This window comes from Bartonella sp. ML69XJBT, from assembly GCF_028618515.1.
GTDB lineage: Bacteria > Pseudomonadota > Alphaproteobacteria > Rhizobiales > Rhizobiaceae > Bartonella.
In genome coordinates, this window is record NZ_JAQITB010000003.1 from 12,831 (window position 1) to 37,097 (window position 24,267).

At 37.8% G+C, this 24,267-nt stretch carries 17 protein-coding genes and 1 pseudogene; 12 read left to right on the plus strand and 6 right to left on the minus strand.

Annotated elements, in window-relative coordinates; all coding sequences use genetic code 11:
• The first annotated feature begins 92 nt into the window (after window positions 1-92).
• From PVV68_RS01465 to PVV68_RS01490, 6 genes and pseudogenes are all read left to right on the plus strand, one after another.
• Window positions 93-1,377: pseudogene (locus PVV68_RS01465) on the plus strand (murein hydrolase activator EnvC family protein).
• Window positions 1,367-2,677, plus strand: coding sequence for a S41 family peptidase (locus PVV68_RS01470; RefSeq protein WP_273719971.1), 1,311 nt, complete (start codon window positions 1,367-1,369; stop codon window positions 2,675-2,677). The pseudogene PVV68_RS01465 and the gene PVV68_RS01470 overlap by 11 nt, the downstream one beginning before the upstream one ends.
• A 39-nt stretch (window positions 2,678-2,716) precedes the next feature.
• On the plus strand, window positions 2,717-3,238 hold the full coding sequence (locus PVV68_RS01475) for an RNA pyrophosphohydrolase (protein WP_273719973.1): 522 nt from the start codon (window positions 2,717-2,719) through the stop codon (window positions 3,236-3,238).
• Window positions 3,239-3,349: 111 nt separating this feature from the next.
• Entirely contained in the window at window positions 3,350-3,910 is a 561-nt protein-coding gene (locus PVV68_RS01480; RefSeq protein ID WP_273719974.1) for an invasion associated locus B family protein, read from the plus strand.
• A 345-nt stretch (window positions 3,911-4,255) separates the two neighbouring features.
• Window positions 4,256-4,549: a YggT family protein gene (locus PVV68_RS01485; RefSeq protein ID WP_273719975.1), complete on the plus strand. Its 294-nt coding sequence runs from the start codon at window positions 4,256-4,258 to the stop codon at window positions 4,547-4,549.
• Window positions 4,550-4,573: 24 nt separating this feature from the next.
• Complete coding sequence (locus tag PVV68_RS01490; RefSeq protein WP_273719976.1) at window positions 4,574-4,891, plus strand: DUF167 domain-containing protein; 318 nt, start codon at window positions 4,574-4,576, stop codon at window positions 4,889-4,891.
• A gap of 38 nt (window positions 4,892-4,929) precedes the next feature.
• Here the strand turns inward: PVV68_RS01490 and ppa are convergent, their stop codons facing one another.
• The 3 genes from ppa to mgtE form a co-directional block, all read right to left on the minus strand.
• On the minus strand, window positions 4,930-5,460 hold the full coding sequence (ppa, locus tag PVV68_RS01495; protein ID WP_273719977.1) for an inorganic diphosphatase: 531 nt from the start codon (window positions 5,458-5,460) through the stop codon (window positions 4,930-4,932).
• Window positions 5,461-5,528: 68 nt separating this feature from the next.
• Window positions 5,529-7,355: a translational GTPase TypA gene (gene typA / locus PVV68_RS01500; protein ID WP_273719978.1), complete on the minus strand. Its 1,827-nt coding sequence runs from the start codon at window positions 7,353-7,355 to the stop codon at window positions 5,529-5,531.
• 1,235 nt (window positions 7,356-8,590) lie between these two features.
• Entirely contained in the window at window positions 8,591-9,967 is a 1,377-nt protein-coding gene (gene mgtE, locus PVV68_RS01505; protein WP_273719979.1) for a magnesium transporter, read from the minus strand.
• Window positions 9,968-10,321: 354 nt separating this feature from the next.
• Here mgtE and PVV68_RS01510 point away from each other — a divergent pair, with 354 nt between their 5' ends.
• Window positions 10,322-12,346 (plus strand): M3 family metallopeptidase, encoded by a 2,025-nt coding sequence (locus tag PVV68_RS01510; protein WP_273782591.1) that lies wholly within the window; start codon window positions 10,322-10,324, stop codon window positions 12,344-12,346.
• Between the two features lie 139 nt (window positions 12,347-12,485).
• Here the strand turns inward: PVV68_RS01510 and PVV68_RS01515 are convergent, their stop codons facing one another.
• Window positions 12,486-13,547, minus strand: coding sequence for an SGNH family hydrolase (locus PVV68_RS01515; protein WP_273719981.1), 1,062 nt, complete (start codon window positions 13,545-13,547; stop codon window positions 12,486-12,488).
• A gap of 15 nt (window positions 13,548-13,562) precedes the next feature.
• Window positions 13,563-14,819, minus strand: a complete 1,257-nt coding sequence (locus PVV68_RS01520) for a lytic murein transglycosylase (RefSeq protein ID WP_273719982.1) — start codon at window positions 14,817-14,819, stop codon at window positions 13,563-13,565.
• Between the two features lie 272 nt (window positions 14,820-15,091).
• Here PVV68_RS01520 and galU point away from each other — a divergent pair, with 272 nt between their 5' ends.
• Both galU and PVV68_RS01530 read left to right on the plus strand, forming a co-directional pair.
• Window positions 15,092-15,982 (plus strand): UTP--glucose-1-phosphate uridylyltransferase GalU, encoded by an 891-nt coding sequence (gene galU / locus PVV68_RS01525; RefSeq protein WP_273719985.1) that lies wholly within the window; start codon window positions 15,092-15,094, stop codon window positions 15,980-15,982.
• Window positions 15,983-16,021: 39 nt separating this feature from the next.
• Window positions 16,022-17,014 (plus strand): SIS domain-containing protein, encoded by a 993-nt coding sequence (locus tag PVV68_RS01530; RefSeq protein WP_273719986.1) that lies wholly within the window; start codon window positions 16,022-16,024, stop codon window positions 17,012-17,014.
• A 685-nt stretch (window positions 17,015-17,699) separates the two neighbouring features.
• Here PVV68_RS01530 and PVV68_RS01535 read toward each other — a convergent pair.
• Window positions 17,700-18,059: a hypothetical protein gene (locus PVV68_RS01535; protein WP_273719988.1), complete on the minus strand. Its 360-nt coding sequence runs from the start codon at window positions 18,057-18,059 to the stop codon at window positions 17,700-17,702.
• A 250-nt stretch (window positions 18,060-18,309) separates the two neighbouring features.
• Here PVV68_RS01535 and PVV68_RS01540 point away from each other — a divergent pair, with 250 nt between their 5' ends.
• The 3 genes from PVV68_RS01540 to guaB all read left to right on the plus strand — a co-directional run bounded on the left by PVV68_RS01540 (window position 18,310) and on the right by guaB (window position 23,245).
• Window positions 18,310-19,695, plus strand: a complete 1,386-nt coding sequence (locus PVV68_RS01540; protein ID WP_273719989.1) for a sigma-54 dependent transcriptional regulator — start codon at window positions 18,310-18,312, stop codon at window positions 19,693-19,695.
• A 338-nt stretch (window positions 19,696-20,033) separates the two neighbouring features.
• Window positions 20,034-21,605 carry a phospholipase D family protein gene (locus PVV68_RS01545; protein WP_273720140.1) on the plus strand — a complete coding sequence of 524 codons (1,572 nt, stop codon included), beginning with the start codon at window positions 20,034-20,036 and terminating at the stop codon, window positions 21,603-21,605.
• A gap of 140 nt (window positions 21,606-21,745) precedes the next feature.
• On the plus strand, window positions 21,746-23,245 hold the full coding sequence (guaB, locus tag PVV68_RS01550; protein ID WP_273719990.1) for an IMP dehydrogenase: 1,500 nt from the start codon (window positions 21,746-21,748) through the stop codon (window positions 23,243-23,245).
• The last annotated feature ends 1,022 nt before the right edge of the window (window positions 23,246-24,267 follow it).

Genomic DNA, 24,267 nt, shown 5'->3' on the forward strand with positions numbered 1-24,267 from the left:
TTTATGCGATTTTTAGCACTTATTTATGTATTTATTAATATTGTTTTAGCGGACATCATTTAAAGCATCGCTAGTTTATGCGATGATGCTTAATGGTTGGGCAAATGAAGAAGCTTCTTCATAGAAAAATGCGATGTTTATATGAGGAATGTGTGATATTTGTCGTACTGTTCTTGAGTATGTTTTTTTGCTGTTCTATCTTACATGCTGAGGATAGCATAAGAAGTGTAGAGACAGCACATAAAGAGTTGGTAGAAATTCGCCAAAATATTTCCATCTCGCGTGAACGTGTTGCTTTTCTTACACGTCAAGTTGAGCATTTAAAGAAAGATCAACATGCTTTAAGGGATGCACTCATAAAAACTGCTAAATTAGAACGTGCGATAGCAAATGATATTGCTGAAAGGGAAAAAAAGCTAAAAAAGATGATAGAAAAGCGGGCACAAATTCATCAAAGTTTAAAAAATCGTCGTGCTGAATTTGCAGAAGTTCTCGCTATCTTAGAACGTATGGGGTTAAAGCCTCCTCCTGCTCTTATGGTGCAACCTGAGGATGCGTTAGCTTCTGTACGGAGTTCTATTTTATTAGGGGCTGTCGTACCTCAGATGCAAGAGAAAACAAGGGACTTGACAGAGAGTCTCAAGGAATTGACCACTTTGAGTAATTCAATTGCTGCGGAATATGCAGCCTTAAAAACCAAAATGCAAAATCAAGCAGAGCAGAGAAAACGTTTAAAGCTTTTGTTAGAAGAAAAAGCCAAATTACAAAAAAAGTCAGAAGAGGAACTTACACAACAGCAACAAAACAGTATTGTTCTAGCTAAAAAAGCGCAGTCTTTGGAAGAATTGATTGTAGAACTTGACCGTCAATCAAAACTGAGTTTTGATACATCCATACAGGTACGGAAAAATTTACAATTGTTAGAGCAAAACAATTTTGAAAGCCGAAAAGGCTCTTTGCTTTTTCCTGTTGTAGGAACAAAAGTTCGGCATGTACACAAAAGTGCGCAGATTACACGCTTTGGTGAAATGGTTGAAACAGAAGAAGCTGCAGTTGTTATATCTCCTGCTGATGCTCTTGTTGCTTTTGCTGGACCATTTCGTTCTTACGGACAGTTAATTATTCTCAATGTTGGGAATGGTTATCATATTGTTCTGACTGGAATGTCGAGAATTAATGTCACTCAGGGGCAGTTTGTTCTTGCAGGTGAACCTCTTGGCACAATGGGAATGCAATTTATTGCGAACAGTGTTGCATTGGATATAGGCAAAACTGTTCCAATGCTTTACATTGAGTTTAGAAAGCAGGGGAAGCCTGTAAATCCAACTCCTTGGTGGCGGACTGAAAAAAACGAGAAGGAACCAAAATGATTCGTAAAGTTATTCTTTTGGTCGCTGGGGTATTGCTCGGCGCCAGTTCAATGATTATGGTGCAGTCTGTTGCTGCGAATAATGAAAATGATGTATATAAAGAGCTGGCTCTATTTGGCGATATTTTCGAACGAGTACGTATGCAGTACGTTACGGTTCCAAATGATAAAAAACTTATTGAAAATGCTGTCAATGGGATGCTCACATCACTTGACCCCCATTCATCTTATATGAATGCGCAAGAAGCCAAAGAAATGCGGGATTCTACGAAAGGAGAATTTGGAGGTCTTGGTATTGAAGTTACCATGGAGAAAAATTTAATTAAAGTTGTTTCTCCAATGGATGACACACCTGCTTCAAAAGCAGGGATTTTAGCAGGAGATCTCATTTCAAAAATTGATGGTGCACAAACTAATGGTTATACATTGAATGAAGCTGTTAATAAGATGCGGGGTGCGCCTGGCACACCAATTATGTTGACAATTATTCGTTCTGGTGTTGATAAGCCACTCGAAATTAAAGTTGTTCGTGATATCATCAAAGTGAAAGCGGTAAAATATCGTGTTGAGAACGATATTGGTTATGTAAGGATTATTCAGTTTTCTGAGCAAACTTTTGGTAATCTTCAGGCTGCAATTAAAGATATCCAATCTAAAATTCCTCAAGATAAATTAAAGGGGTATGTTCTTGATTTACGGCTTAATCCCGGTGGTCTTTTAGACCAAGCAGTAAATGTTTCGAGTGCTTTTCTCAATAAAGGTGAGATTGTATCGACCCGTGGGCGTAAAAAGAGTGATGTGACAAGATTTGATGCTAAACCAGGAGATATCATCAATGGAAAGCCTCTCATTGTACTTATTAATGGTGGTTCGGCAAGTGCTTCTGAAATTGTTGCAGGTGCATTGCAAGATCATCGTCGTGCAACAATTTTAGGAACACAATCTTTTGGTAAGGGATCTGTCCAAACAATTATCCCCTTGGGTGAAAATGGTGCTTTACGCTTAACAACAGCACTTTATTACACTCCGTCCGGCACCTCAATTCAAGGCACAGGGATTACACCTGATATTATTGTAGAGCAACCACTTCCTGAAAAATATAAAGGTTATGATGTAAAGGTTGGTGAATCTGCATTACAAGGGCATATCAAAGGGAAACGAGAAAATAATAAAGGTTCTGGCTCAGCTGCGTTTGTTCCGCAAGATCCCAAAGATGATGTTCAATTACATGAGGCTTATAAGCTGTTACGAGGTGAAATGGCAAATGCAGCATTTCCACCAGATTCCAATAAGGATGTTTTAAAGTAGAAAAGGTGTGTACAGTTTATGCATTTGGGAGGTAATTGAATGAATGCGGTGGTTAATGTAAAGGCGCTTCCTTATAGAAAATCTGTGGGGATTGTTGTCTTTAATCATGTGGGTGAAGTTTGGGTTGGGCGCCGTTTAATGACATGCGCTCATACCGATACTGATATGTCTCATCGGTGGCAGCTTCCTCAAGGGGGGATAGATGAGAATGAAGAACCATTTGATGCAGCATGTCGTGAACTTTACGAAGAAACGGGAATCCGATCTATAAAGTTGATTAAGGAAGCACAGGATTGGTTCCATTATGATTTTCCACAAGAACTTGTTGGCTGTACATTAAACAATAAATATCGTGGACAAATACAAAAATGGTTTGCTTTTCAGTTTACAGGAGATCAACATGAAATTGCTATAAACCCTCCACCAAATGGTCATAAAGCAGAATTCGACCAGTGGAAATGGGCTGATTTGGAAAACCTTCCCTCGATTGTGGTTTCTTTTAAAAAGCGTGTTTATATGCAAGTTGTCAACGAATTTCGCAGTAGCCTTAGAGGAATATAAAAGCTATATAATGATAGCAAGCTCTTTTTTATGAGGATGCTTGATATTATGTATAGTCATTAACATAATAACAAAAATGTTTCTCTTTTATGTAAAGAACTGGAATATAAGATGAAAAAGTTATTTAATTTACTTATAGTTTTTACTCTCTTGAGTATTTCTTCTGTTGCATTTGCATCAGATTCAAAGCCAGCTGCGACTAAACCAGCAGCAGCGACTTTACCAAATGGTGCTTCTTCTTTGACTGAGACCTATGGCTTGTGGAGCATTAGCTGCGGTATACAGGAAGGCAAGAAGATTTGTTTTATGGGCCGTCAGGAAGTGAATGATCAAGGTCGCGTGGTTGTGGCTATGAACGTTATGCTTAATGCTGATGGTGTGGTATCTGGTAATTTAACGGTTCCTTTTGGTATTTTAGTTTCTAAGCCTGTTCGTTTACAAGTCGATGAAGGGAAAGCTGTTATCGAGACCGGTATTCGCACTTGTGTACCAGCAGGTTGTATTGTTCCAATAGTTTTTGACAAAAATCATGTAGCAGCTTTACGCTCTGGAAAGCATTTGAAGCTAGCTATGACGATTGCTGCTCCAGGCGAACCACCTTTGAATGATTTGTTCGTTCAACTGAATGGTTTTAGTAATGCTCTTAATCGTTTGTCTGCTTTGCAGAAATAATCTATGGAATATAAAAAAGGCGGCCTTTTAAGGCCGTTTTTAGCCTGAGCGTTTTTTGTAATAAGCTTACGCTTAAAATAACAGTGTTGTTATAGAAGAGATTTTCAAAGTCTTTTGGAGATTCTCAGAATGTTTTCCGTTGCTTTTATTTTGGTAAGTCATTTTTTATTCCGATTATGAGTTTCATTATTATTATTATTATAGAAGTGAAGAATTGAGATGTTTAGATCCTTTAATTTGTAGAAAAAATGTTAGAGTATAAAACCATTGTTTAATAAACAAGCTCATTTTAATGAAAGTTCTCTATAAGATCTTCTCTTTCTTGAATAGAAAAAAGGATAAGGCATGGTTTATGCATTGCTTCAAGTGATTGATCTTATTTTAGATATTTATATTGATATTTTAATCGCAAATGTCATTTTTTCTTGGCTTTATGCATTTAACATCGTAAATGCACGAAATCGCTTTGTTGTTTTAATAGGAAGCTTTTTGTATCGCTTGACAGAACCAGTTTTAAGCCGTATTCGGCAGTTTTTGCCAAATCTTGGAACAATTGATATTTCACCTGTTGTAGTGTTTATCATTATTTATTTTATTCGTATGTTTATGTGGCGGGTTTACACAGATATGTATCTGTAAAGATATTGCATGAGATGAATAAAAATGTTTTATCGATTTGACACGAATGGTTTAATTTTATTTGTATATCTCATTCCAAAATCGTCTGTAGATCGCATAATGGGTGTTGAATGTAGAGATAATGGAAAGCAGTATTTGGTTATACGCTTGCGTGCTGTTCCTGAAGATGGAAAAGCAAATAAAGCACTTATCAAATTTTTAACGAAGCAATGGAAAATTCCATCTGCTTGTATTTCGCTTAAAAATGGCGCAACATCCCGTTACAAACAACTCTATTTTTCAAGACACTTAGAAGAGCTAAAACAAATATGGCAATCTTTAGGTGATTACACCTCAAAATAACAGCCCATTGAAAAAACAGGCTTTTATTTTTGAAGAAATCATAAATTTTCATGACGCTCAATGGCTTGCTTAATCAGTTCACACGCAAAATTTTTATCCCGCCAACCTTCAATTTTAGCCCATTTTCCAGGTTCAAGATCTTTGTAATGGGCAAAGAAATGCTCAATTTGTTTGAGTGTAATTTCGGGAAGATCTGTATAGTCATGGATATTAAGATAACGTTTTGTTAATTTTGGGGTAGGGACAGCAATAATTTTTTCATCTTTACCTCCATCATCTTCCATAATCAGGGCTCCGATGGGGCAAACATTAATAACACAACCAGGAAGGAGTGGACGCGTATTACAAATAAGAACGTCAATGGGATCACCATCATCTGAAAGGGTATGGGGGACAAAACCATAATTTCCAGGATAAACCATTGATGTATGAAGAAAACGGTCAACAAATAATGCTCCCGATTTTTTGTCCATCTCATATTTTATTGGTTGTCCACCAAGAGAAACTTCTACAATAACATTGATGTCTTGTGGTGGATTTTTACCAACGGGGATTTCTTTAATATTCATGTAAATATCCTTTCCAGAGTGTGAGGAAGTGAGGTCTCATAAAATATTTGACCGAAGAAGTTATGAAATTAGTTTGAAATTGATGCACGTGTTTTTTCAAAACGTTTGCGTTCATTAGGATCTAGATAAAGTTTACGAAGACGAATACTTTTAGGAGTTACCTCCACAAGTTCGTCATCTTGTATCCACGATAGAGCACGTTCTAATGTCATTTTAAGAGGAGGCGTTAATTTTACGGCTTCATCTTTTCCAGAAGCACGCATGTTGGTGAGCTTTTTTCCTTTTAACACATTCACTTCTAAGTCATTATCCCGTGAGTGGATGCCAATAATCATGCCTTGATAGACTTTAACACCGGCATCAATGATCATAGGCCCACGATCTTCAAGATTAAAAAGAGCATAAGCGACGGATTCACCATTATCGTTTGAAATCATCACACCATTGACACGACCACTAATGTCTCCTTTGTAAGGCTCATAGGCATGGAAAAGACGATTCATAATAGCTGTACCGCGTGTATCCGTTAAAAGTTCCGATTGGTAGCCAATAAGCCCTCGCGTTGGTGCATAAAAGACAAGACGGACACGATTTCCTCCAGAGGGGCGTAATTCAACCATTTCAGCCTTACGTTCAGACATTTTTTGAACGACAGTTCCAGAATATTCTTCGTCAACATCAATGACAACTTCCTCGATTGGTTCAAGAGTTGTTCCGTTTTCATCTTTTTGCATAACAACCCGTGGACGAGAAACACTCAGCTCAAACCCTTCACGGCGCATATTTTCAATGAGAACGGCAAGTTGCAATTCTCCCCGTCCTGAAACGTAGAAGGAATCTTTATCGGCTGATTCTTCAATTTTAAGGGCTACATTCCCTTCTGCTTCTTTAAACAAACGATCACGGATAACACGGCTTGTTACTTTATCGCCTTCAGTTCCAGCAAGAGGGCTATCATTGACAAGAAAGCTCATCGTAACAGTGGGAGGATCAATTGGTTGAGCAGTAAGAGGTTCATTGACCGCGAGATCACAGAAGGTATCAGCAACGGTACCTTTTTGTAAGCCCGCAATTGCTACAATGTCACCAGCACTACTTTCTTCAATAGGTTGCCGTTCCAACCCACGAAATGCCAAAATTTTTGAAATACGCCCCGTTTCTAAAAGCTTTCCATCTTGCCCAAGAACTTTCACACTTTGATTGGATTTTATAGTGCCTGAATGAATACGGCCTGTAATAATCCGCCCCAAAAATGGATCAGCTTCAAGAATAGTTCCAATCATACGGAATGGTCCTTCTGCTACATGAGGCGCAGGAACATGGCGGGTTACAAGATCAAACAAAGGACCAAGTCCTTGATCTTTTGGCCCTTCGGGAGTTTCAGCCATCCAACCATCGCGACCCGATCCATAAAGGATAGGAAAATCAAGCTGTTCATCACTTGCATCGAGAGCAGCGAAAAGGTCAAAAACCTCATTGATAACTTCATCAGCACGAGCATCAGCTCGGTCAATTTTATTGATAGCAACAATGGGGCGTAAACCGACTTTCAATGCTTTGCCAACGACAAATTTTGTTTGCGGCATTGGACCTTCAGCGGCATCAACAAGGACAATTGCCCCATCTACCATATTCAAAATACGTTCAACTTCTCCACCAAAATCAGCGTGTCCTGGTGTATCAACAATGTTAATCCGAGTATCTTTCCAAACAACGGATGTTACTTTTGCTAAAATTGTAATTCCGCGTTCTTTTTCAATATCGTTTGAATCCATCATACGTTCACTGGTACGCTGATTATCACGAAAGTTTCCTGATTGCTTGAGAAGCTCGTCTACGAGCGTTGTTTTGCCATGGTCAACATGGGCAATGATGGCGATATTGCGCAATTGCATAAATTTTCTTCTTTTCGTTTAATGAAATTTCACTTGAGGCAACGCCTTTGCGTCCTTTACCTTACTATTACAGAACCTTTTACATGTTTTTTTATAATTTTGGAAGAGAGGAAATATTTTTATAGCAAAGTGTTTACAAAAGTTTCTCATGTTCTGTTAGCCTAGAAGAATGTTATCAAAAATTTTTGAATATATGAACATTTTGTATAAAGGATGCACTCAGAAAATAAATAATGTCATTTGCTCTTTCTATAAGCAAAATGTATCATTGCACTTTTGCTTATAAATAAACATTGAGACACAATATAGTGGTATGCTTTGGATAACGATTGAAAGAGCTCAGTGTTTTGGGCAGAGTTTCATTTTTCTCTGCTAAATGAGAATGAGGATATTTATTTGTCTTTTTTTATCATTTTTCCTTAATTCAGCGTCGCATTTTTCAAAGTTATTTATCATAATATCTTTTAAATAGTGAAGCTTACGCAGTGTATTATATTATTAATATACAACCATACTTCAAGAAGATTCTTTACTTAGATTCATTTTCTCGTGTTATCCGTGAATATCATCAAAGCAAAGTCTATTAAGCATATTTCTAGTATGTTTGAAACTATAAGCTAGCCTTATATTTATCTATTTCCTATGACACAGCTACTCTTGTATTTAAACAAGTCATGCTTATTTTGAGTTATCATTGAATAATTTTTTAGTCTCTGAACGATGGAATGTTTGAAACAATACAATAAGATCAAAGAGCTTGGGTGAATATGCGTTGTTTATGGCTTACAAGTTAAGATATTGCTTCATGTATCATGCCCTTTATAAAGAGCAATATATCACTCTACAGCTTATTGATATATCAATCTAAAGCTATTTATAACACCACTCATGAAAGATATGACGCAAGATCATTGCTACTAGCAGCTTTAATTTATTCAAGGCATAAGCTAGCATTCATATGTTAGTTTTGGCTCTTAATATTGCCAACTGCTATTGTAGTGATATGGTAGATGAGAGGCATTTTACTTTTTTCTCAAACAGTTTTTATTTTACATGTTACCTTTTCTATGATGTGCAAACGAATAGGCTTTTTATGTTTTGTAATAAGACAGGTTTAAAATAACAGAAATTTGCTTTATTGAAGTTTCTCATTCAAGTTGTAAAACGATAAATTATCAATCAATATATTATCTAATGAAGAGATCTTAGATTTCATAAGACTTTTACTTTTCATGTTAGAGCAGAGTTCCAGACAAGATAAGGGAGGCAACAGAAAAATAGATTACGATTCCCATCACATCCACTAAAGTTGCTACAAGAGGTGCAGAAGCACTTGCTGGATCAAATCCAAAGCCTTTAAGGATAAAGGGAAGCATGGAGCCGGATAAAGAACCGAAGGTGACAATTCCAACTAAAGCTGCGCCTACTGTTATGGCAATAAAAATCCAATGTTCACCGTAGTTGTAGATACCAAGTTGTTGCCAAAGAGCAATACGCATCATTCCAATAATTCCCAGTAAAAGGCCAAGAGATATCCCTGCTGGAATTTCACGAATGATAATTTTCCACCAGTCTTTGAGTGTGAGTTCACGTAGAGCTAATGCGCGAATAATAAGGGATGTTGCTTGCGATCCAGAGTTTCCTCCCGAACTCATAATGAGGGGAATAAAGAGTGTGAGAGTAATGGCTTTTTCAAGTTCTGTTTCGAAATATTGCATAGCGGTTGCTGTTAGCATTTCACCAAGAAAAAGTAATGCGAGCCAGCCACCCCGTTTTTTCATCATTCCTAAAAAATTGATCTGCATATAGGGCTTATCAAGAGCTTCCATACCTGCAAATTTATAAGCATCTTCACTCATTTCATCAACCATTGTATCAAGGACGTCATCGACAGTGACAATCCCGATGACATGATTATCGTCATCAATCACCGGTACAGAGAGAAGATCATGGCGCTGAAAAAGACGTGCAATATCTTCATGATGTGTAAAGGGAGATATTGTAATGGGGGTGTCATGTGTGTAAACGTTGAGAATTTGCTCATCAGGAGAAGCAAGGATAAGATTACGTAGGGAAACAGCTTTGAGAAGAATGCCTGTTTTGGGATCAATGACATAGCTTGTATAAACTGTTTCACGTGTACGTTCGACATCACGAATATGATTCAGAGTTTTTTTTACGGTCCAGTTTGCGGGGATGGCTATAAACTCTGTAGTCATCAATGCGCCTGCTGTATGATCAGGGTAACTGGTCAGTTTTTTAATTTCAGAACGCGTTAAGGGTTTGAGCAATGCATAAAGCCGCGTACGGGTTTCTTTGTCCATTTCTTGAAAGACATCGGCGGCGGCATCAGCAGACATGCCATCAAGAATTTCAACAGAACGATTAACAGGAAGAAGTTCAAGAATAGCAGCTGGTTGTTCAAGTTCTGGTTTGTCGAAGAGTTCAATGGCATAATCAAGAGGTAAAAGGCTTAAGATAGCTACACGTTCCATGATATCGAGATCATTAATGATATCAATTGAGTCAGCAAAATGATGATTTTGTAATTCTTCGGCAAGAGCTTCAGGAGAAGAGTTTTTAAAGTCGAAGGTCGTTTTAATTTCAGTCATAATAAAGTACCTTCTGAAAGGTTAAAGAATTATAATTTTAAATCATGGTTCAAGATAAAACAAAAGTTGTGGAAGATTGAAGAAAAGCCCCTCCTAATTATATTCTCCCAATTGTTAATATTTAAAATTAAAGTCAAGGATAGATCGCATGTTATAAACAATTTCATGAATCAAATAGGGAGGGATTCTTATTTTTGTTTATTTCCCAGTGTTGAAGATATCCTTTATTTTTACTCCTACAATAGTGGTCTAAAAGGCATTTTAAAGCATAGTCATCATTTTTAGTGTATGATCAATGTGTATCGTAAAGGCGATAATTATACGTTAAATTTATAATTGGAGATAGGTCATATTATGACAAAAGCGGCAGTATTGGATTGGAAGGGATTTGCAGGGCTTCCTGATTTTTCTTTAATAAGTGATGAAGATTTTAAACCTGCTTTTGAACAGGCACTTCAAGAAGCAGAAGAAGAGTTGGAGACGATTGCAACGGTGCAAGAAACACCAACGCTTGAGAATTTTTTGCAGCCTTTTGAGCTTGCTGGTAAAGCGCTCAGTTGTGTATGTTCAATATTTTTCTTGCGCACGGGAGCCCATAGTAACGCTTTCATTCAACAGTTAGAACAAGAGTTTGTTGTAAAGCTTTCTCGTTATTCTTCAAAAATAATGCTGGATGCGCGGATATTTGCAAAAATAGACATACTTTATCAACAATCGCAGCAAGGCATGTATGATAGTGAAACAACACGTGTGCTTGAATTATGGTGGAAAAAGTTTGTTTGTAATGGTGCAAAACTAGATGAAAAAGGTCAGAAACGGCTTACTGAAATTAATGAAAGACTTGCTTTTCTAAATGCTACTTTTGGTCAGAATGTCTTAAAAGATGAAGCTGAATGGATTTTATTTTTAAAACAAACGGATTTATCTGGTTTACCTGATGATCTCATTGCTTCAATGAATGAAATTGCGCGTGAAAGAGGCAATGAAGATGCATATGCATTAACATTGGCACGTTCAATTGTTGAGCCATTTTTGAAATTCTCTCATCGTCGTGATTTGCGTGAGATTGCATTTCAAGCTTGGGCCAAACGTGGTGAAAATGAGAATGAAAACAATAATCGAGCGATTATTGTAGAGATCGTTTCACTTCGAGATGAAAAGGCTAAATTACTAGGATATAAGTCTTTTGCAGATTTGAAACTCGATAATACCATGGCCAAAAATGTTGATGCGGTTATGGATTTGCTTACACCTATATGGGAACGGGCGAGAGCTAAGGCTGCGGTCGAGCAGATTGAATTGCAAAATTTTGCAAATAATCAGGGCAGCAATGACACTTTAGAGGCTTGGGATTGGCGTTATTACGCTGAAAAACTTCGCTCTGAAAAATTTTCTTTCGATGGCTCTGAAATTAAATATTACTTTCAGCTTGATCGCATGATTGAAGCAGCTTTTGGTGTGGCAGAAAAGCTGTTTGGTATTACCTTTGAAGAAAAAAGCGCTGTTACACTTTGGCATCCTGATGCACGTTTGTGGGAAGTAAAAAAATCTGATGGAAATGTGCTTGGACATTTCATTGGTGATTATTTTGCGCGTTCATCAAAACGGTCTGGGGCATGGATGAGCAGTTTGCAATCACAGCATAAATTGGATGGTGGACAAAAGCCTATTATCTACAATATTTGTAATTTTGCGAAGCCCCTCAAAGGAGGGATTGCTCTTTTATCCCTTGATGATGCGCACACACTTTTCCACGAATTTGGTCATGCATTACATGGTTTGCTGTCTGATATAACATGGCCGTCTGTTGCGGGAACATCGGTTGCACGTGATTTTGTTGAACTTCCTTCTCAACTTTACGAACATTGGTTAACTGTACCGGAGGTCTTAAAGTCTTATGCTACACATACAAAAACAGGGCTTCCCATGCCACAAACACTGATGGATAAAGTTTTATTGGCACAGACATTTAATGCTGGTTTTTCTGCGGTTGAATTTACCTCATCTGCTCTCATGGACATGGCTTTTCACCAAGGAAAAACCATACCGGATCCAACTATATTTGAGCATCAGGAGTTAGAAAAATTACAAATGCCTAGTGCAATTATCATGCGTCATCGTCCACCTCATTTTATGCATATATTTTCAGGAGATGGTTATGCTGCTGGTTACTATTCTTATCTGTGGTCAGAAGTGCTTGATGCTGATGCTTTTCAGGCTTTTGAAGAAGTGCATGATGTTTTTAATTCAGAACTTGCTGATCGCTTAAAGCGTTTTATCTATTCTGCTGGGGGAAGCCGCGATCCAGAAGAACTCTATAAAGCTTTTCGCGGACGGTTGCCTTCACCAGAAGCGATGATTAAAAAACGTGGACTATAGGAAGAGAACGGTATGGTGGGAGCCATGCCGTTATTTTTTCTAGCCAATGAAATTTATGCAAATTGTTATTCGATCAAAGACATATGAAAAGAGGATTTTAGTCTTTGAAAAAAGCGAAGATTCTCTATTTAAAAAAACATTAGGGAAAAGAAAAATTATCAGCGCGGTCTCTCTGATGACCATTGGGAGGTGACCACGATTTTTGTATGAAACTTGGCTCTATTTTGCCCACGAGGTGGGTATTTTGTTGCGCGATGTTATCGAGGCTCATTGGCGGTTGGCGGACAATATTGTCCAGCTGTTGTATAAGCTTTGGAACATTGGTATTATTTAAAATTAGACTTTCGTGGGAAGATGTATGAAAACTTAAGATATTTTCTAATTGTTTTTCTAAATAAGAAGCAAGTTTTCTTTTTCCTGCAGTGGTAAAATTGATACCATTAGGTGTGCGCAATCTAACGACTTTTCCATCTGTATCATAGCTTGAAAAAGAAAATTGCCCTTGTTCATCAGTAAAGCCGCTCCAAATATCAATGAAATATCCTCCTGCTTGTTCTGTTTTTTGTTTATAGAGCGCATTAAAAATTTTCATTTTTTGTGTCAAGGTATCATTGCCAAAAGCAGGTTGCCCCATCCATATCCATGGTTTTCCTGAACTATGAAGACTTTCAACAATTTCGCTAATTTTCTGTTTATAGATGTTGAGCCATTCTGTCTGAACCGTATTAAATATGCCATAAGATGTTGTGATTGGTTGATTATCATTTGCGCCGATCACCATGACAATAGCATCAGGTTTATTTTTATCAATGCGTTCAGAAATATTATTTTTCCAAGAAATATGATCAGTTCTAACTAAACCAGAAGCTGGTACTGTATCATTTATGATGATAACATCACTATTCTCGGTAAAAAGCTTTTTGAGTGCATCAGCAACAGCAGAAGCTACAAAATCTCCTATGACAAGAATACGTTTTGCATTTTCGCCTTTTAACTGTTGCTGGGGTTTTCTTACGACACTCTTTTTTTGTGGTTTATATATCTTTTGTTCTATAACTTGCGGTGGTTGTTGTTCGGCTGTGTTATGTTGGTACAACCATTTAAAGAAATTCGTAGCTTTACTTGGAGATGGTTGTATGACACTCACGGCAAAGAGAGAAAAACACAGGAAAATCAAGTATAATGAGCGGAAACAGGACAAATATTTTGCTCCAGATTATTGTTTTCTCAGCAAAGAGAGAACATTATAGGTTGGATAGCCATTTGCTGTTAAGCTATGGCGCTGCTGAAAAGCTTTGATAGCTTTTCGAGAGGCAGTACCGATTTTTCCATCAACTTCTCCTTTATAATAGCCAAGTTTGGCTAAGCGAGATTGCAATTCTTTACGCTCATGGAATGTAAGAGGGGGAAATGGTCGTTGCCAATCTTGAACTAATCTAGCATGTCCAGCAATACGGTGAGCGAGAAGAGCAACAGCGAAAGCATAACGATCTGCATTATTATAACGTTTGAGAACAAAAAAGTTTTTTGTTACTAAAAATATGGGGCCTTCTGGTCCATCTGGATATTTTAATATTGCTTGTTCAGAGAGTGCAGAAAGAGCTTGCCCATTTGCCTGTTTTACACCTAACTTCGCCCATTGCTCAAAGGAATGCCAACTTGCTGGAAGTTTTTTACCTTTTGGCACTTTAACTTCTACTCCCCAAGGAAGGTTAGACTGCCAACCGTTCATATAGAGAAGATTAGCAGCACTAGCCAAAGCATCTGGAACAGAGGTCCAAATATCGCGCCGTCCATCTCCATCCATGTCAATAGCATAAGCGAGATAACTGCTTGGAATAAATTGCGTATGCCCCATAGCACCAGCCCAAGATCCAGTAAGCTTTACACGTGTAATTTCACCACGTTGGAGAATTTTCATGGCAGCAATGAGTTGCGCGTGGGCGTATTTGGCACGTTTTTTATCAGCATAGGCGAGGGTTGCAAGGGAGCGAATAGTATCACGCATTACACCTTTATTTGTTAAAATCTTTCCATAATTACTTTCCATTGACCAAATAGCAAGGAGGATATTGCGGTCAACACCAAAACGTTTTTCAATTTGAGGAAGCCATTTTTGCCATTTTTTTGCTTGGCGTTGTCCTTCTACAATTGCAATATCATGAACACGATTATCGAAATAATTCCATGAGGGATCAACAAATTCTGGTTGGTATGCAGCTCTTTCTAAAACCTCTGGATCAATTGCATTGACACCTTTAAAAGCCAGATCAAACGTAGAGGGTGAAATATTATTAGCAAGAGCTGTTTTTTTAAATTCTTTAATCCAAAGTTTAAAACCACCATCAGCATGTAAAAATGATGTAGAAAACGTGAAAAAAGCAAAAAAGAGAGTAACTAAACCTATAATAAAAGCCTTCTGATTTGTTGATTTTTTTGCAGAAGAGAAAATTTTAGATTTCGTGCTGTGCATTTTAAAATTCCCCTCAATATTCAAGTATTTTGTTGTGCAAGAACTTTATTTTGTATTTGATCTTATTGAAACATGTTATCAAGCAAGTAAGAAAGGCTAAAACGGATTATTTATTTAGGAAGATTGGTGATAAATTAGCATACTCTTGTATCTCTTTCTTGTCCATTATAATGGCGATAAAAACAATAAGATGTCTTTTTTACTATTTAGTAAAAACATATATTAAAGCAAATCAGAAAGTGATACGGTGAATGAGGAGCAAGAGAGTGAGAGTGCATAAAATCCGGAAAGCAGTATTTCCTGTGGCTGGTCTTGGTACACGTTTTCTTCCTGCAACAAAAACAGTTCCTAAAGAGATGCTGACGGTTGTTGATAAGCCTGTCATTCAATATGTTGTAGATGAAGCACGTGAAGCTGGTATTGAACATTTTATTTTTGTTACTGGACGCAACAAAGCAGTCATTGAGGATTATTTTGATGCGCAAGTTGAATTATATACAACGCTTGCCGAACGTGGCAAGAGGGAAGAACTTGAACATTTACACGCCTTACAGCCTCCACCAGGGTCAACTTCTTTCACGCGGCAACAGCAACCTTTAGGATTAGGACATGCTCTTTGGTGCGCGCGCGAATTAGTTGGGAGTGAGCCTTTTGCTTTATTATTACCAGATATGCTTATACAAGCTAAAAAGAGCTGTCTTTGTGAAATGATTAATCTTTATGAGAAAACTGGTGGAGGAAATATTATAGCAGTCCAAGAATGCGATCCGAAAGAGGCGCATAAATATGGTATTGTTGGACAAGGCGAGCAGATTGCAAACGGTTTTAAAATCACAAAAATGGTAGAAAAACCAACAAAAGGAACAGCACCTTCAAATCTGTACATCAATGGGCGTTATATTTTGCAACCAGAAATTTTTAATATTCTTGCCAATCAAGAACGAGGAGCAGGAAACGAAATTCAATTAACGGACGCGATGGTATGGCTTTCAAAGGAGCAGGATTTTTTTGGTTTCCAGTTAGAGGGGCGCACATTTGATTGTGGTTCTAGAGCTGGTTTTATTGAAGCCAACGTTGCATTTTCTTTAGCACGTGCTGATATGCATAGCGAAGTTTCTGCTTCATTGAAAAATTTACTAGAAATCATTAAAGTTGAGAAATGATATAGATCTCTCGTTTAATTTCATTTATCAAGTTTGATCATGATAATACAGTCTCCTCATATGCCTTTGCAAGGTGCCGTTGCCTCAGCGCTTAAAACGCTTGCGAGTGAAAAACAAGGGATTAAAGCCCTTGAAGAAGCTCTTATCGGAAATCTTTCTTCCCCTTTTGAAACAGCTGTTCAAACCATTAGAAATGCGAGTGGTCATGTGGTAATTACAGGCCTTGGCAAGAGTGGGCATATAGGTACAAAAATTGCGGCAACTTTAGCTTCCACTGGAACACCTGCTTTTTTTGTTCACGCTGCAGAAGCTAATCACGGTGATCTTGGTATGATTGGCTCTGATGATGTTATTCTTGCTTTGTCATGGTCAGGTGAAACCTTAGAATTAAGTGGCATTATCAATCATGCTGCGCGTTTTCACATACCACTTATTGCCATGACATCGGGTGAAAACTCTGTATTAGGACGACAAGCTGATGTTGTCCTTTTGTTGCCAAAGATAGAAGAAGCTTGTCCTCACGGGCTTGCTCCGACAACTTCAACTATTATGCAATTAGCAATGGGAGATGCATTGGCTGTTGCTCTTTTAGAAATGCGTGGTTTTACTGCAACGGATTTTAAAATTTATCATCCTGGTGGTTCTCTTGGTGCAAGTCTGAAATATGTGCGTAACATCATGCATGAGGGAGATCGTATTCCTTTAGTTGCGCAGGGAACAACTATGACTGAAGCAATGAATGTTTTGGTTGAAAAACATTTTGGTTGTGTTGGCGTTGTGAACCAAAAAGGTGAATTAATCGGAATTGTGACCGATGGTGATCTTGCACGCAACATGCATTTTGATTTATCAAAATTTAATGTTGATGAGGTGATGACAAAAAAACCTAAAATTCTAGAGCCAGATATACTGGTTGGTGCTGCAACAGCATTTATTAATGATCATCATATTGGTGCGTTTTTCGTAGTTGAAAATAAGAAACCGGTAGGTATTGTTCATTTTCATGATCTTTTGCGCATTGGGGCTGCATAAGTGGGAGCGCTCATACCAGAGAGCGTTTTATTTTAGAGTAAAACAGCTGCAACAATAATAAAAATAAAATTTTATGAGGCAGTAGCTTTATAAGTACTTCTTGGAAAAGATGGCTGGTTGCATTTTTTATGGTGTTTGCAAATTCTACTTCACGGGGGTATGTTCCTTACATAAAACAGAACGCCATTGTGTTGTAAATTCATTACGCTTGTAAAAGAACATCTCTTAAGGCATCCAAATCCATTTCGTGACGCCGCTTGTGAATGGTATAACGATAAGAATCTATTAATACTATCATCTTTACGCTTATAAAGGAGCAAGTTGGCATCATCATACTATTTATCAGTGCTCGGTTGCGGCAGCCTTTGGTACTGGAGAGCATTCATGAGAGGCATGCTTACTTTTTTAAAGAGTTTTTTATCTACACGCTAATCCCGCTTGTAAGCTCTAAGCGAATGGCTGAGATTGATTCACTATAGGAAAGGATTGGAATGAAAAAAATCCTACGATATTCAGCTTTCTCATTTTATATGCAAATAATGAACGATCATTATAATCAATACGTTACCTATAAGGAACTGTATTATCTTTGCTATTTTAAAAGAAATTTGATCAGGAAGAGAGGTGATACCTCCTGATATGCAAATTTATCACATTTCTTGTAGAACCCATAGTTTTTATTATGTTAAAATTTTCTCTTAAGAGAAAACTGTGATCCTGTATATGATGAGCAGAACAGTTGCATTGCATTTTGTGACATTATACAACTGACTTTAGAGATTGTGCCACGAAGAATGGAGCGTATTTCAATTTCTATATGTTGAGCACTGACATAATTATAGGTACCTTCTGACAATTTTTCTTCTGTATCTGCTGCACGCGTTTCAAAAACACCTCTACGGAAAGAAGAAATAATACCATTTTCATCAACCCATTTACCATCAATTCCAGCCTGTATATTTTGCTCATAATGTTGTGAAAAGCTACAGGCACCTAACATCAAAGCGATGATTGTAAGACATAAAGTACGGTAGGTGTGTTTCATTTGTTTCACTCTATTTATGTTACTCTGCTCTCTAAGATCTATAACATTGTTAAATTATTCTATGAGTCAAGATAAAAAATTTGATAAAAATCAATGAAAAAGTAAAAAAATGGAAAAAAATGCCTTAATGTTGTATTTAATTAGCAGCTTGATGAAATTTGTATAAACACAAGAGGCGAAATATTTCTTATGGTTTACAACAATTGTTACATTAAGTCGTTTAGTAGTCTCAAAGGAGATTATTAAAATTATGGTTGGTCCCATTCTTGTTGCGAGTGAAGATTATGGAAGACGTATAGAGCTTTCTGCTATGCTTCGAAGTTTTAGTCACCGTGTCATTGAAGCAGAAAATGGCCTGCGTACGATTGATCTTTTACACAGACGTAAAAATATTATTCTTGCACTCATTGATGTTGCTATGAGTGATTTGGGGGTGGGTGATTTGATTAAAATGATTAGGGTTGCTGGTGTTTCTGTTCCTATTGTTGTGATAGCACAAAAAGAGAATCAAGATTTACTCCAAAAGGCTTTAACAGCAGGGGCTATTGATTATTGGATTTATCCAGTTACACCACTGCGCTTAAGGGTTACTTTGGATACTCTCTCTCTTTTATCAGCATTGGAGCGTGAGGTTCATTATACTCGGCGAAAAAATGAGAATCATTTGCGTTTTTCGGATCTCTGTATAAAAAGCAGGGCAATGCAGATAGTTCTGGAACAATCAAGGAGTGCAGCCTCTTCATTACAGAATCTTTTGATAGAAGGTGAAAATGGTACTGGTCGCGAAACATTAGCTCGCATTATTCATCATGAGGGTTTGTTATCGGATGGGGCTTTTGTTCGCTTTCAATGTTCAGCTCTCATAGATCCAGAAGAAGAAAGTCGCCAGTGGTTTCAAGAGTTTTTGCCACTGGTTTCTTCTCTTGAAAGAGGAACACTGTGTCTTTATGATGTTGATCGACTTGAGCCTATACAGCAAAAACGTTTTGCACGCTATCTTCAAGAGAGGGATGAGGCTACAAAGAACAATCCCCCCTCCGTTCGTGTCATGGCTATTTCAACGTCACGGCTTTCAGATCTAGTTAAAGAAGATTGTTTTTCGCACAGTTTGTTTGAACAACTTTCCCAATTATCAATCAGTGTTCCTGCTTTGCGGGAATTGAGAGACGATTTTCCAGAGCTTACACAACGTTTGATTGACCACATTATCATTGAAACAGGGCGATCGCATGTACATGGTTTAGCAGGATCAGCTCTTTCATTACTTATGCAGTATGATTGGCCTGGTAATCGTAACGAACTTGAAAATTTTTTATTTCGTGCGGTTTTACTCAGTGAGGGGCCTTTGTTAACGGTTCGGGATTTCCCTCAATTAATGGGAAATTCATTAATAGGTGTTCCAAATATTGTTGAGAGCGATGTTCAAGAAGATCATGAACAAGAATCGATACAATTTTTAAATGCTGATGAGCATGTGCGCACTTTTGCAGAGATGGAATATGATATTATTGAGAAAGCAGTAAAACATTATAAGGGACATATGAGTGAGGTTGCTCGCCGTCTTCGTATTGGTCGCTCTACGCTTTATCGAAAAATAGAAGCATTAAGAGCAATAAGAAACCAAGAACGAAAATAAAATCCGTGATAAATCTCCATTTATTAAGAAGTATAATCTTCGAAAAATTATAAGATCTTTTAATATCAGCAGTAGAAGGGGAGATTTTAAAAGAAGTATTGTATAATGCAGATGAGGCGTTGAGGATAATTTGAAATTTTAATAAGTATTAATTTTATTAAAATAAACTCAGTTTTAATGCTTCTTTTTTATTTTTCATAATTTGAGTTAAGTTTATTTTCTCTTAAGCAAGGGATGGCATTTTATCTATTGTAATGATTAAGATTTGATCATTATTTAAATATTATGGTTTGTATCGCTAGTGGTGCGATAGCTTTAAAATAGAAAGTTTGTCTTCTTTGACTTTTTTAGAGATTGTTATCAGTTTTACCATATCTTTTTTTATTGCGTCTACGTTGGCTATTTACACATATGGGCGTTTTATGAAAAACGCTAGGGGAGTGTGTTCTTATGCATTGGCTATTAAGAAAGATGAAACCAAGCTTGACCGTATCATAAGCCGATTGGCAGAGGAGACAGATGGGCTAGGAATTGATAAAGATGCTCTTTCACTCATCATTAGTAATTTGGATGCGTTTTGTGTTCGTGCGATAGGAGCAGCACAGGCTGGGCGTAGTCTCGATCTCATGTATTATATTTGGGATGATGATTTAACAGGGCGCTTATTATTAAGTGAAATAGTAGAGGCCGCTGATCGTGGTGTTCGAGTGCGTCTTCTTTTAGACGATATTAATGCTCAAGCCCGTGATCCAGCTTATATTGCCTTGGACAAACATCCACATATTGAAGTGAGAATGTTTAATCCAGGTCGATCACGAAAGGGGGGATTACGCCGTGGTTTAGAGATTATATTGCGGGCAATTACTGTAACGCGCAGGATGCATAATAAAGCTTTCATTGTAGATGGTCGAGTAGCTTTTGTAGGAGGGCGTAATCTTGCCGATTCTTATTTTGACGCTGGTAAAGAATCCCATTTTCGAGATTTAGATTTGATGTTAATTGGTCCTTCGGTTAAAAAGGTGGAAACCATTTTTGATGACTTTTGGAATAGCGCTGTCGTTTTACCAATTCATACTTTGGTTGTCCCTAAAAGTGCAAGCGATCTTGGCTATTGGAAGGATAAATTACGTAAATTTCGTGATTCCAAGGTTGCGAAAGTTTATCTCGACTATGTCAAAGAACATATTCATTTTGATTGTTTTATCCAAGTAGGAAAGCGGTTATTTTTAGCAGATAAAGTTGTCGTACTCTCCGACCCTCCGGAAAAAGCATTGCGCAAAAAAGCAGGAAATTGGCTTATGAAGGCACTTTCACAGGTTATTAGTGATGCGAAAAAAACCGTCCAAATTACATCGCCTTATTTTGTTCCAGGTAGAGTAGGTACGCAGAATTTGAGCAATTTGGTTTCAAAGGGTGTTGATGTCAAAATTCTTACAAATTCCTTAGCGGCCACTGATGTGGCACTGGCACATGGTGGTTATGTACCGTATCGTAAAGCGTTATTGAAAAGTGGTGTGAAGCTTTATGAGTTAAAACCCGGTGGTAATATGCACGGATTACGACTCTTTCGTTCAAGTAAGGCAAGTTTACATACTAAAGCTTTTTTAGTTGATCGTAAAACTGCTTTTATTGGTTCTCTAAACTTTGATCCCAGGTCAGCTGCACTGAATACGGAGATGGGTATCCTTTTTGAATGTGCACCAATTACAGCAAGATTAGATTTGCTTTTTTCTGAAGAAACAACTGGTGAAATGAGTTATCACCTCCGTCTTGCTGATAATAACCGTATTTATTGGGATTTTATTGAAAATGAAAAACAGCATAGCCTTGATTATGAGCCGGAAAGCAGTTTTTGGCGTCGTGTGTTTGCGAAAATAATAAGTTGGTTACCCATTGAATCACAATTGTAGATTTTATAAACTATATTAAAAAATTATTTTTCTTTTCATTTTTTTTGTGGCATGGCATAATTTCTTGCCAATCCACAACGTCTGAGAACCGCAGTTGTATCAAACTACTTGCGGTGTTTTATTATAAAAGGAATTTGGCTATGGCAAAGATTGTTGAAACGGCGACAGGTGTATTGGCATTGACTTTTGATGATGTGCTTTTACAGCCTGGTCATTCTCTTGTTATGCCTAGTCAAGTAGATTTGAGAACGCGTATTGCAGCTGATATCACGCTAAATTTGCCGTTGCTTTCTGCTGCGATGGATACTGTAACAGAATCGCGTTTGGCTATCGCTATGGCTCAAGCTGGTGGTCTTGGTGTTATCCATCGTAATATGTCTCCTACAGAGCAAGCTGAAGAAGTTCGTCAGGTAAAAAAGTTTGAATCTGGTATGGTTGTTAATCCAGTGACAATTGGGCCAGATGCAACACTTGAAGAAGCAAAAGCTTTGATGCGTTCTCATAGTATTTCGGGTATTCCGGTTGTTGAAAATGGAGCTAAAGGTGAGACTGCGGGACGGCTTGTCGGCATTTTAACGAATAGGGATGTGCGTTTTGCATCAGATCCAAAACAAAAAATTTATGAATTAATGACCCATGAAAATTTGATAACTGTGCATGAAAATGTCCAACTTAGTGAGGCAAAATATCTTTTACATCATCACCGGATTGAAAAGTTATTGGTTGTGGATGGCCAAAATCGCTGTGTTGGTTTGATAACAGTTAAGGATATTGAAAAAGCACAATTAAATCCAAATGCAGCCAAAGATTCTCAGGGGCGCTTGCGTGTTGGCGCTGCCAGTAGTGTGGGGAATGATGGGATTGAACGGGCTGAACGACTTATTGATGCAGGTGTTGATGTACTGGTGATTGATACAGCCCATGGGCATTCTCAACGTGTGTTAGAGACCGTTGAGCGAATTAAAAAAATGGCGTGTTCTCCAGCAGTTATTGCTGGTAATGTAGCGACTTCTCAAGCAACACAGGCGTTAATTGATAGTGGTGCAGATGCGGTAAAAGTTGGTATTGGTCCTGGTTCTATTTGCACGACACGAATTGTTGCAGGGGTTGGTGTACCACAACTTGCAGCCATTATGAGTGCTGCTGAAGTTGCTGAAAAAGCGGGTATTCCTGTGATTGCAGATGGCGGGATTAAAGCTTCTGGAGATTTTGCTAAAGCTTTAGCAGGTGGGGCTTGTGCTGCTATGATTGGTTCTCTTTTAGCAGGTACAGATGAAAGTCCTGGCGAAGTTTATCTTTATCAAGGGCGATCTTTTAAGGCTTATCGCGGTATGGGATCCGTTGGTGCTATGGCAAGGGGATCGGCAGATCGCTATTTCCAGGATGAAGTGCGTGATGAACTTAAATTGGTTCCTGAAGGTGTAGAGGGGCAAGTAGCTTATAAAGGCCCTATAGCATCGGTCTTACATCAACTTGCTGGTGGATTGCGTGCCTCAATGGGCTATGTTGGAGCGAAGGATTTGGCAGAGTTTCGTGAAAAAGCGACATTTGTTCGTATCAGCAATGCCGGACTCCATGAAAGCCATACACATGATGTTGCTATCACACGAGAGAGTCCTAATTACCGCGGCCCTGTCTGATGTGTAAGCGCATAGAGCTATGTGAGATGGTATAAAATCTTTTGAGAAAATGGAGCGAGGCTATCATTTTCTTTTTATGATTTCGTTTAATAACTCTAAAAGAGAAAGAATTGGAGGTTGATATTCCAATTCTTTCTGTGTGTTATACGAAATTAAGGGAATTAACTTTTTGTTGTCTTCCGCGCCGACTTTGATGCACGTTGGCGAGTGTTAGTCTGATCACTTTGGATGGATTTCTTTCCATTGTTTGAGGGCATTGTATTGTGACGGCTTTTAGATGAAGTTGTTTTTCCATTATTATAAGTGTTCATTATTTTCTCCTTTTAAATTATCTGGCTTAAGACCAGTATAGTAAAAACGGTCATGCCAAATAGTGGTTCCAAGCCTTTCCTAAAAAGTTAATATTTCTTGAAGAATAATATGGACGTGCTGGCCTTAACCGGGATGTTTTTGCATCTTTTCAGAAAGGTAGCATTTTCAAGATAGGAAAATATTGGGTGTCAAGTACTGTTTATAGAAAGCTCTAAGAATTTAATTTACAAGAAAATAAGGAGGGGATGATTTTTGCCTATCTTATAAAGTGTGTGCTTATTCTGTTATCTGTAAATTAACATCAAAATCTACCGCAGCCGTATGTTTGAGATAAAAATTGAGACGATTGAAAGTTTTGCAAGAAGTTCCAGCTTTTGTATAGTAGGGGCGAGCATATTGTATATCTCTGTTTGACTAATCTCTGGAAAGGTGAGACAGCCTCATTTGGGGGGAGTGTAAAGCTGTAAAGATAAAAACCGATTCTCACCTTTACCACTTTCATAAGCATCTATAGCAGTATCTTTTAAATAATGGAGATTACGCATTGTCTCATGCTTTTGTTTTTCTCGTTTCTCAATGTTCTCAAGCTCATTTCACTACGGAGGTTCGTGAATGCTATAAGGATAAAGCCATACCACCATCTTATCGCTTATAAAGGAGTAAAACCGGCACCATCATACTATTTCTCTCAATGTTACGAGGTTTTCGGC

What these genes read in the sequence shown, in the direction of transcription:
- PVV68_RS01470 (WP_273719971.1), top strand. Translation starts at nt 1,367, where the DNA reads ATGATTCGTAAAGTTATTCTTTTGGTCGCTGGGGTATTGCTCGGCGCC.
- PVV68_RS01475 (WP_273719973.1), top strand. Translation starts at nt 2,717, where the DNA reads ATGAATGCGGTGGTTAATGTAAAGGCGCTTCCTTATAGAAAATCTGTG.
- PVV68_RS01480 (WP_273719974.1), top strand. Translation starts at nt 3,350, where the DNA reads ATGAAAAAGTTATTTAATTTACTTATAGTTTTTACTCTCTTGAGTATT.
- PVV68_RS01485 (WP_273719975.1), top strand. Translation starts at nt 4,256, where the DNA reads ATGGTTTATGCATTGCTTCAAGTGATTGATCTTATTTTAGATATTTAT.
- PVV68_RS01490 (WP_273719976.1), top strand. Translation starts at nt 4,574, where the DNA reads ATGTTTTATCGATTTGACACGAATGGTTTAATTTTATTTGTATATCTC.
- ppa (WP_273719977.1), bottom strand. Translation starts at nt 5,460, where the DNA reads ATGAATATTAAAGAAATCCCCGTTGGTAAAAATCCACCACAAGACATC.
- typA (WP_273719978.1), bottom strand. Translation starts at nt 7,355, where the DNA reads ATGCAATTGCGCAATATCGCCATCATTGCCCATGTTGACCATGGCAAA.
- mgtE (WP_273719979.1), bottom strand. Translation starts at nt 9,967, where the DNA reads ATGACTGAAATTAAAACGACCTTCGACTTTAAAAACTCTTCTCCTGAA.
- PVV68_RS01510 (WP_273782591.1), top strand. Translation starts at nt 10,322, where the DNA reads ATGACAAAAGCGGCAGTATTGGATTGGAAGGGATTTGCAGGGCTTCCT.
- PVV68_RS01520 (WP_273719982.1), bottom strand. Translation starts at nt 14,819, where the DNA reads ATGCACAGCACGAAATCTAAAATTTTCTCTTCTGCAAAAAAATCAACA.
- PVV68_RS01530 (WP_273719986.1), top strand. Translation starts at nt 16,022, where the DNA reads ATGATAATACAGTCTCCTCATATGCCTTTGCAAGGTGCCGTTGCCTCA.
- PVV68_RS01535 (WP_273719988.1), bottom strand. Translation starts at nt 18,059, where the DNA reads ATGAAACACACCTACCGTACTTTATGTCTTACAATCATCGCTTTGATG.
- PVV68_RS01540 (WP_273719989.1), top strand. Translation starts at nt 18,310, where the DNA reads ATGGTTGGTCCCATTCTTGTTGCGAGTGAAGATTATGGAAGACGTATA.
- guaB (WP_273719990.1), top strand. Translation starts at nt 21,746, where the DNA reads ATGGCAAAGATTGTTGAAACGGCGACAGGTGTATTGGCATTGACTTTT.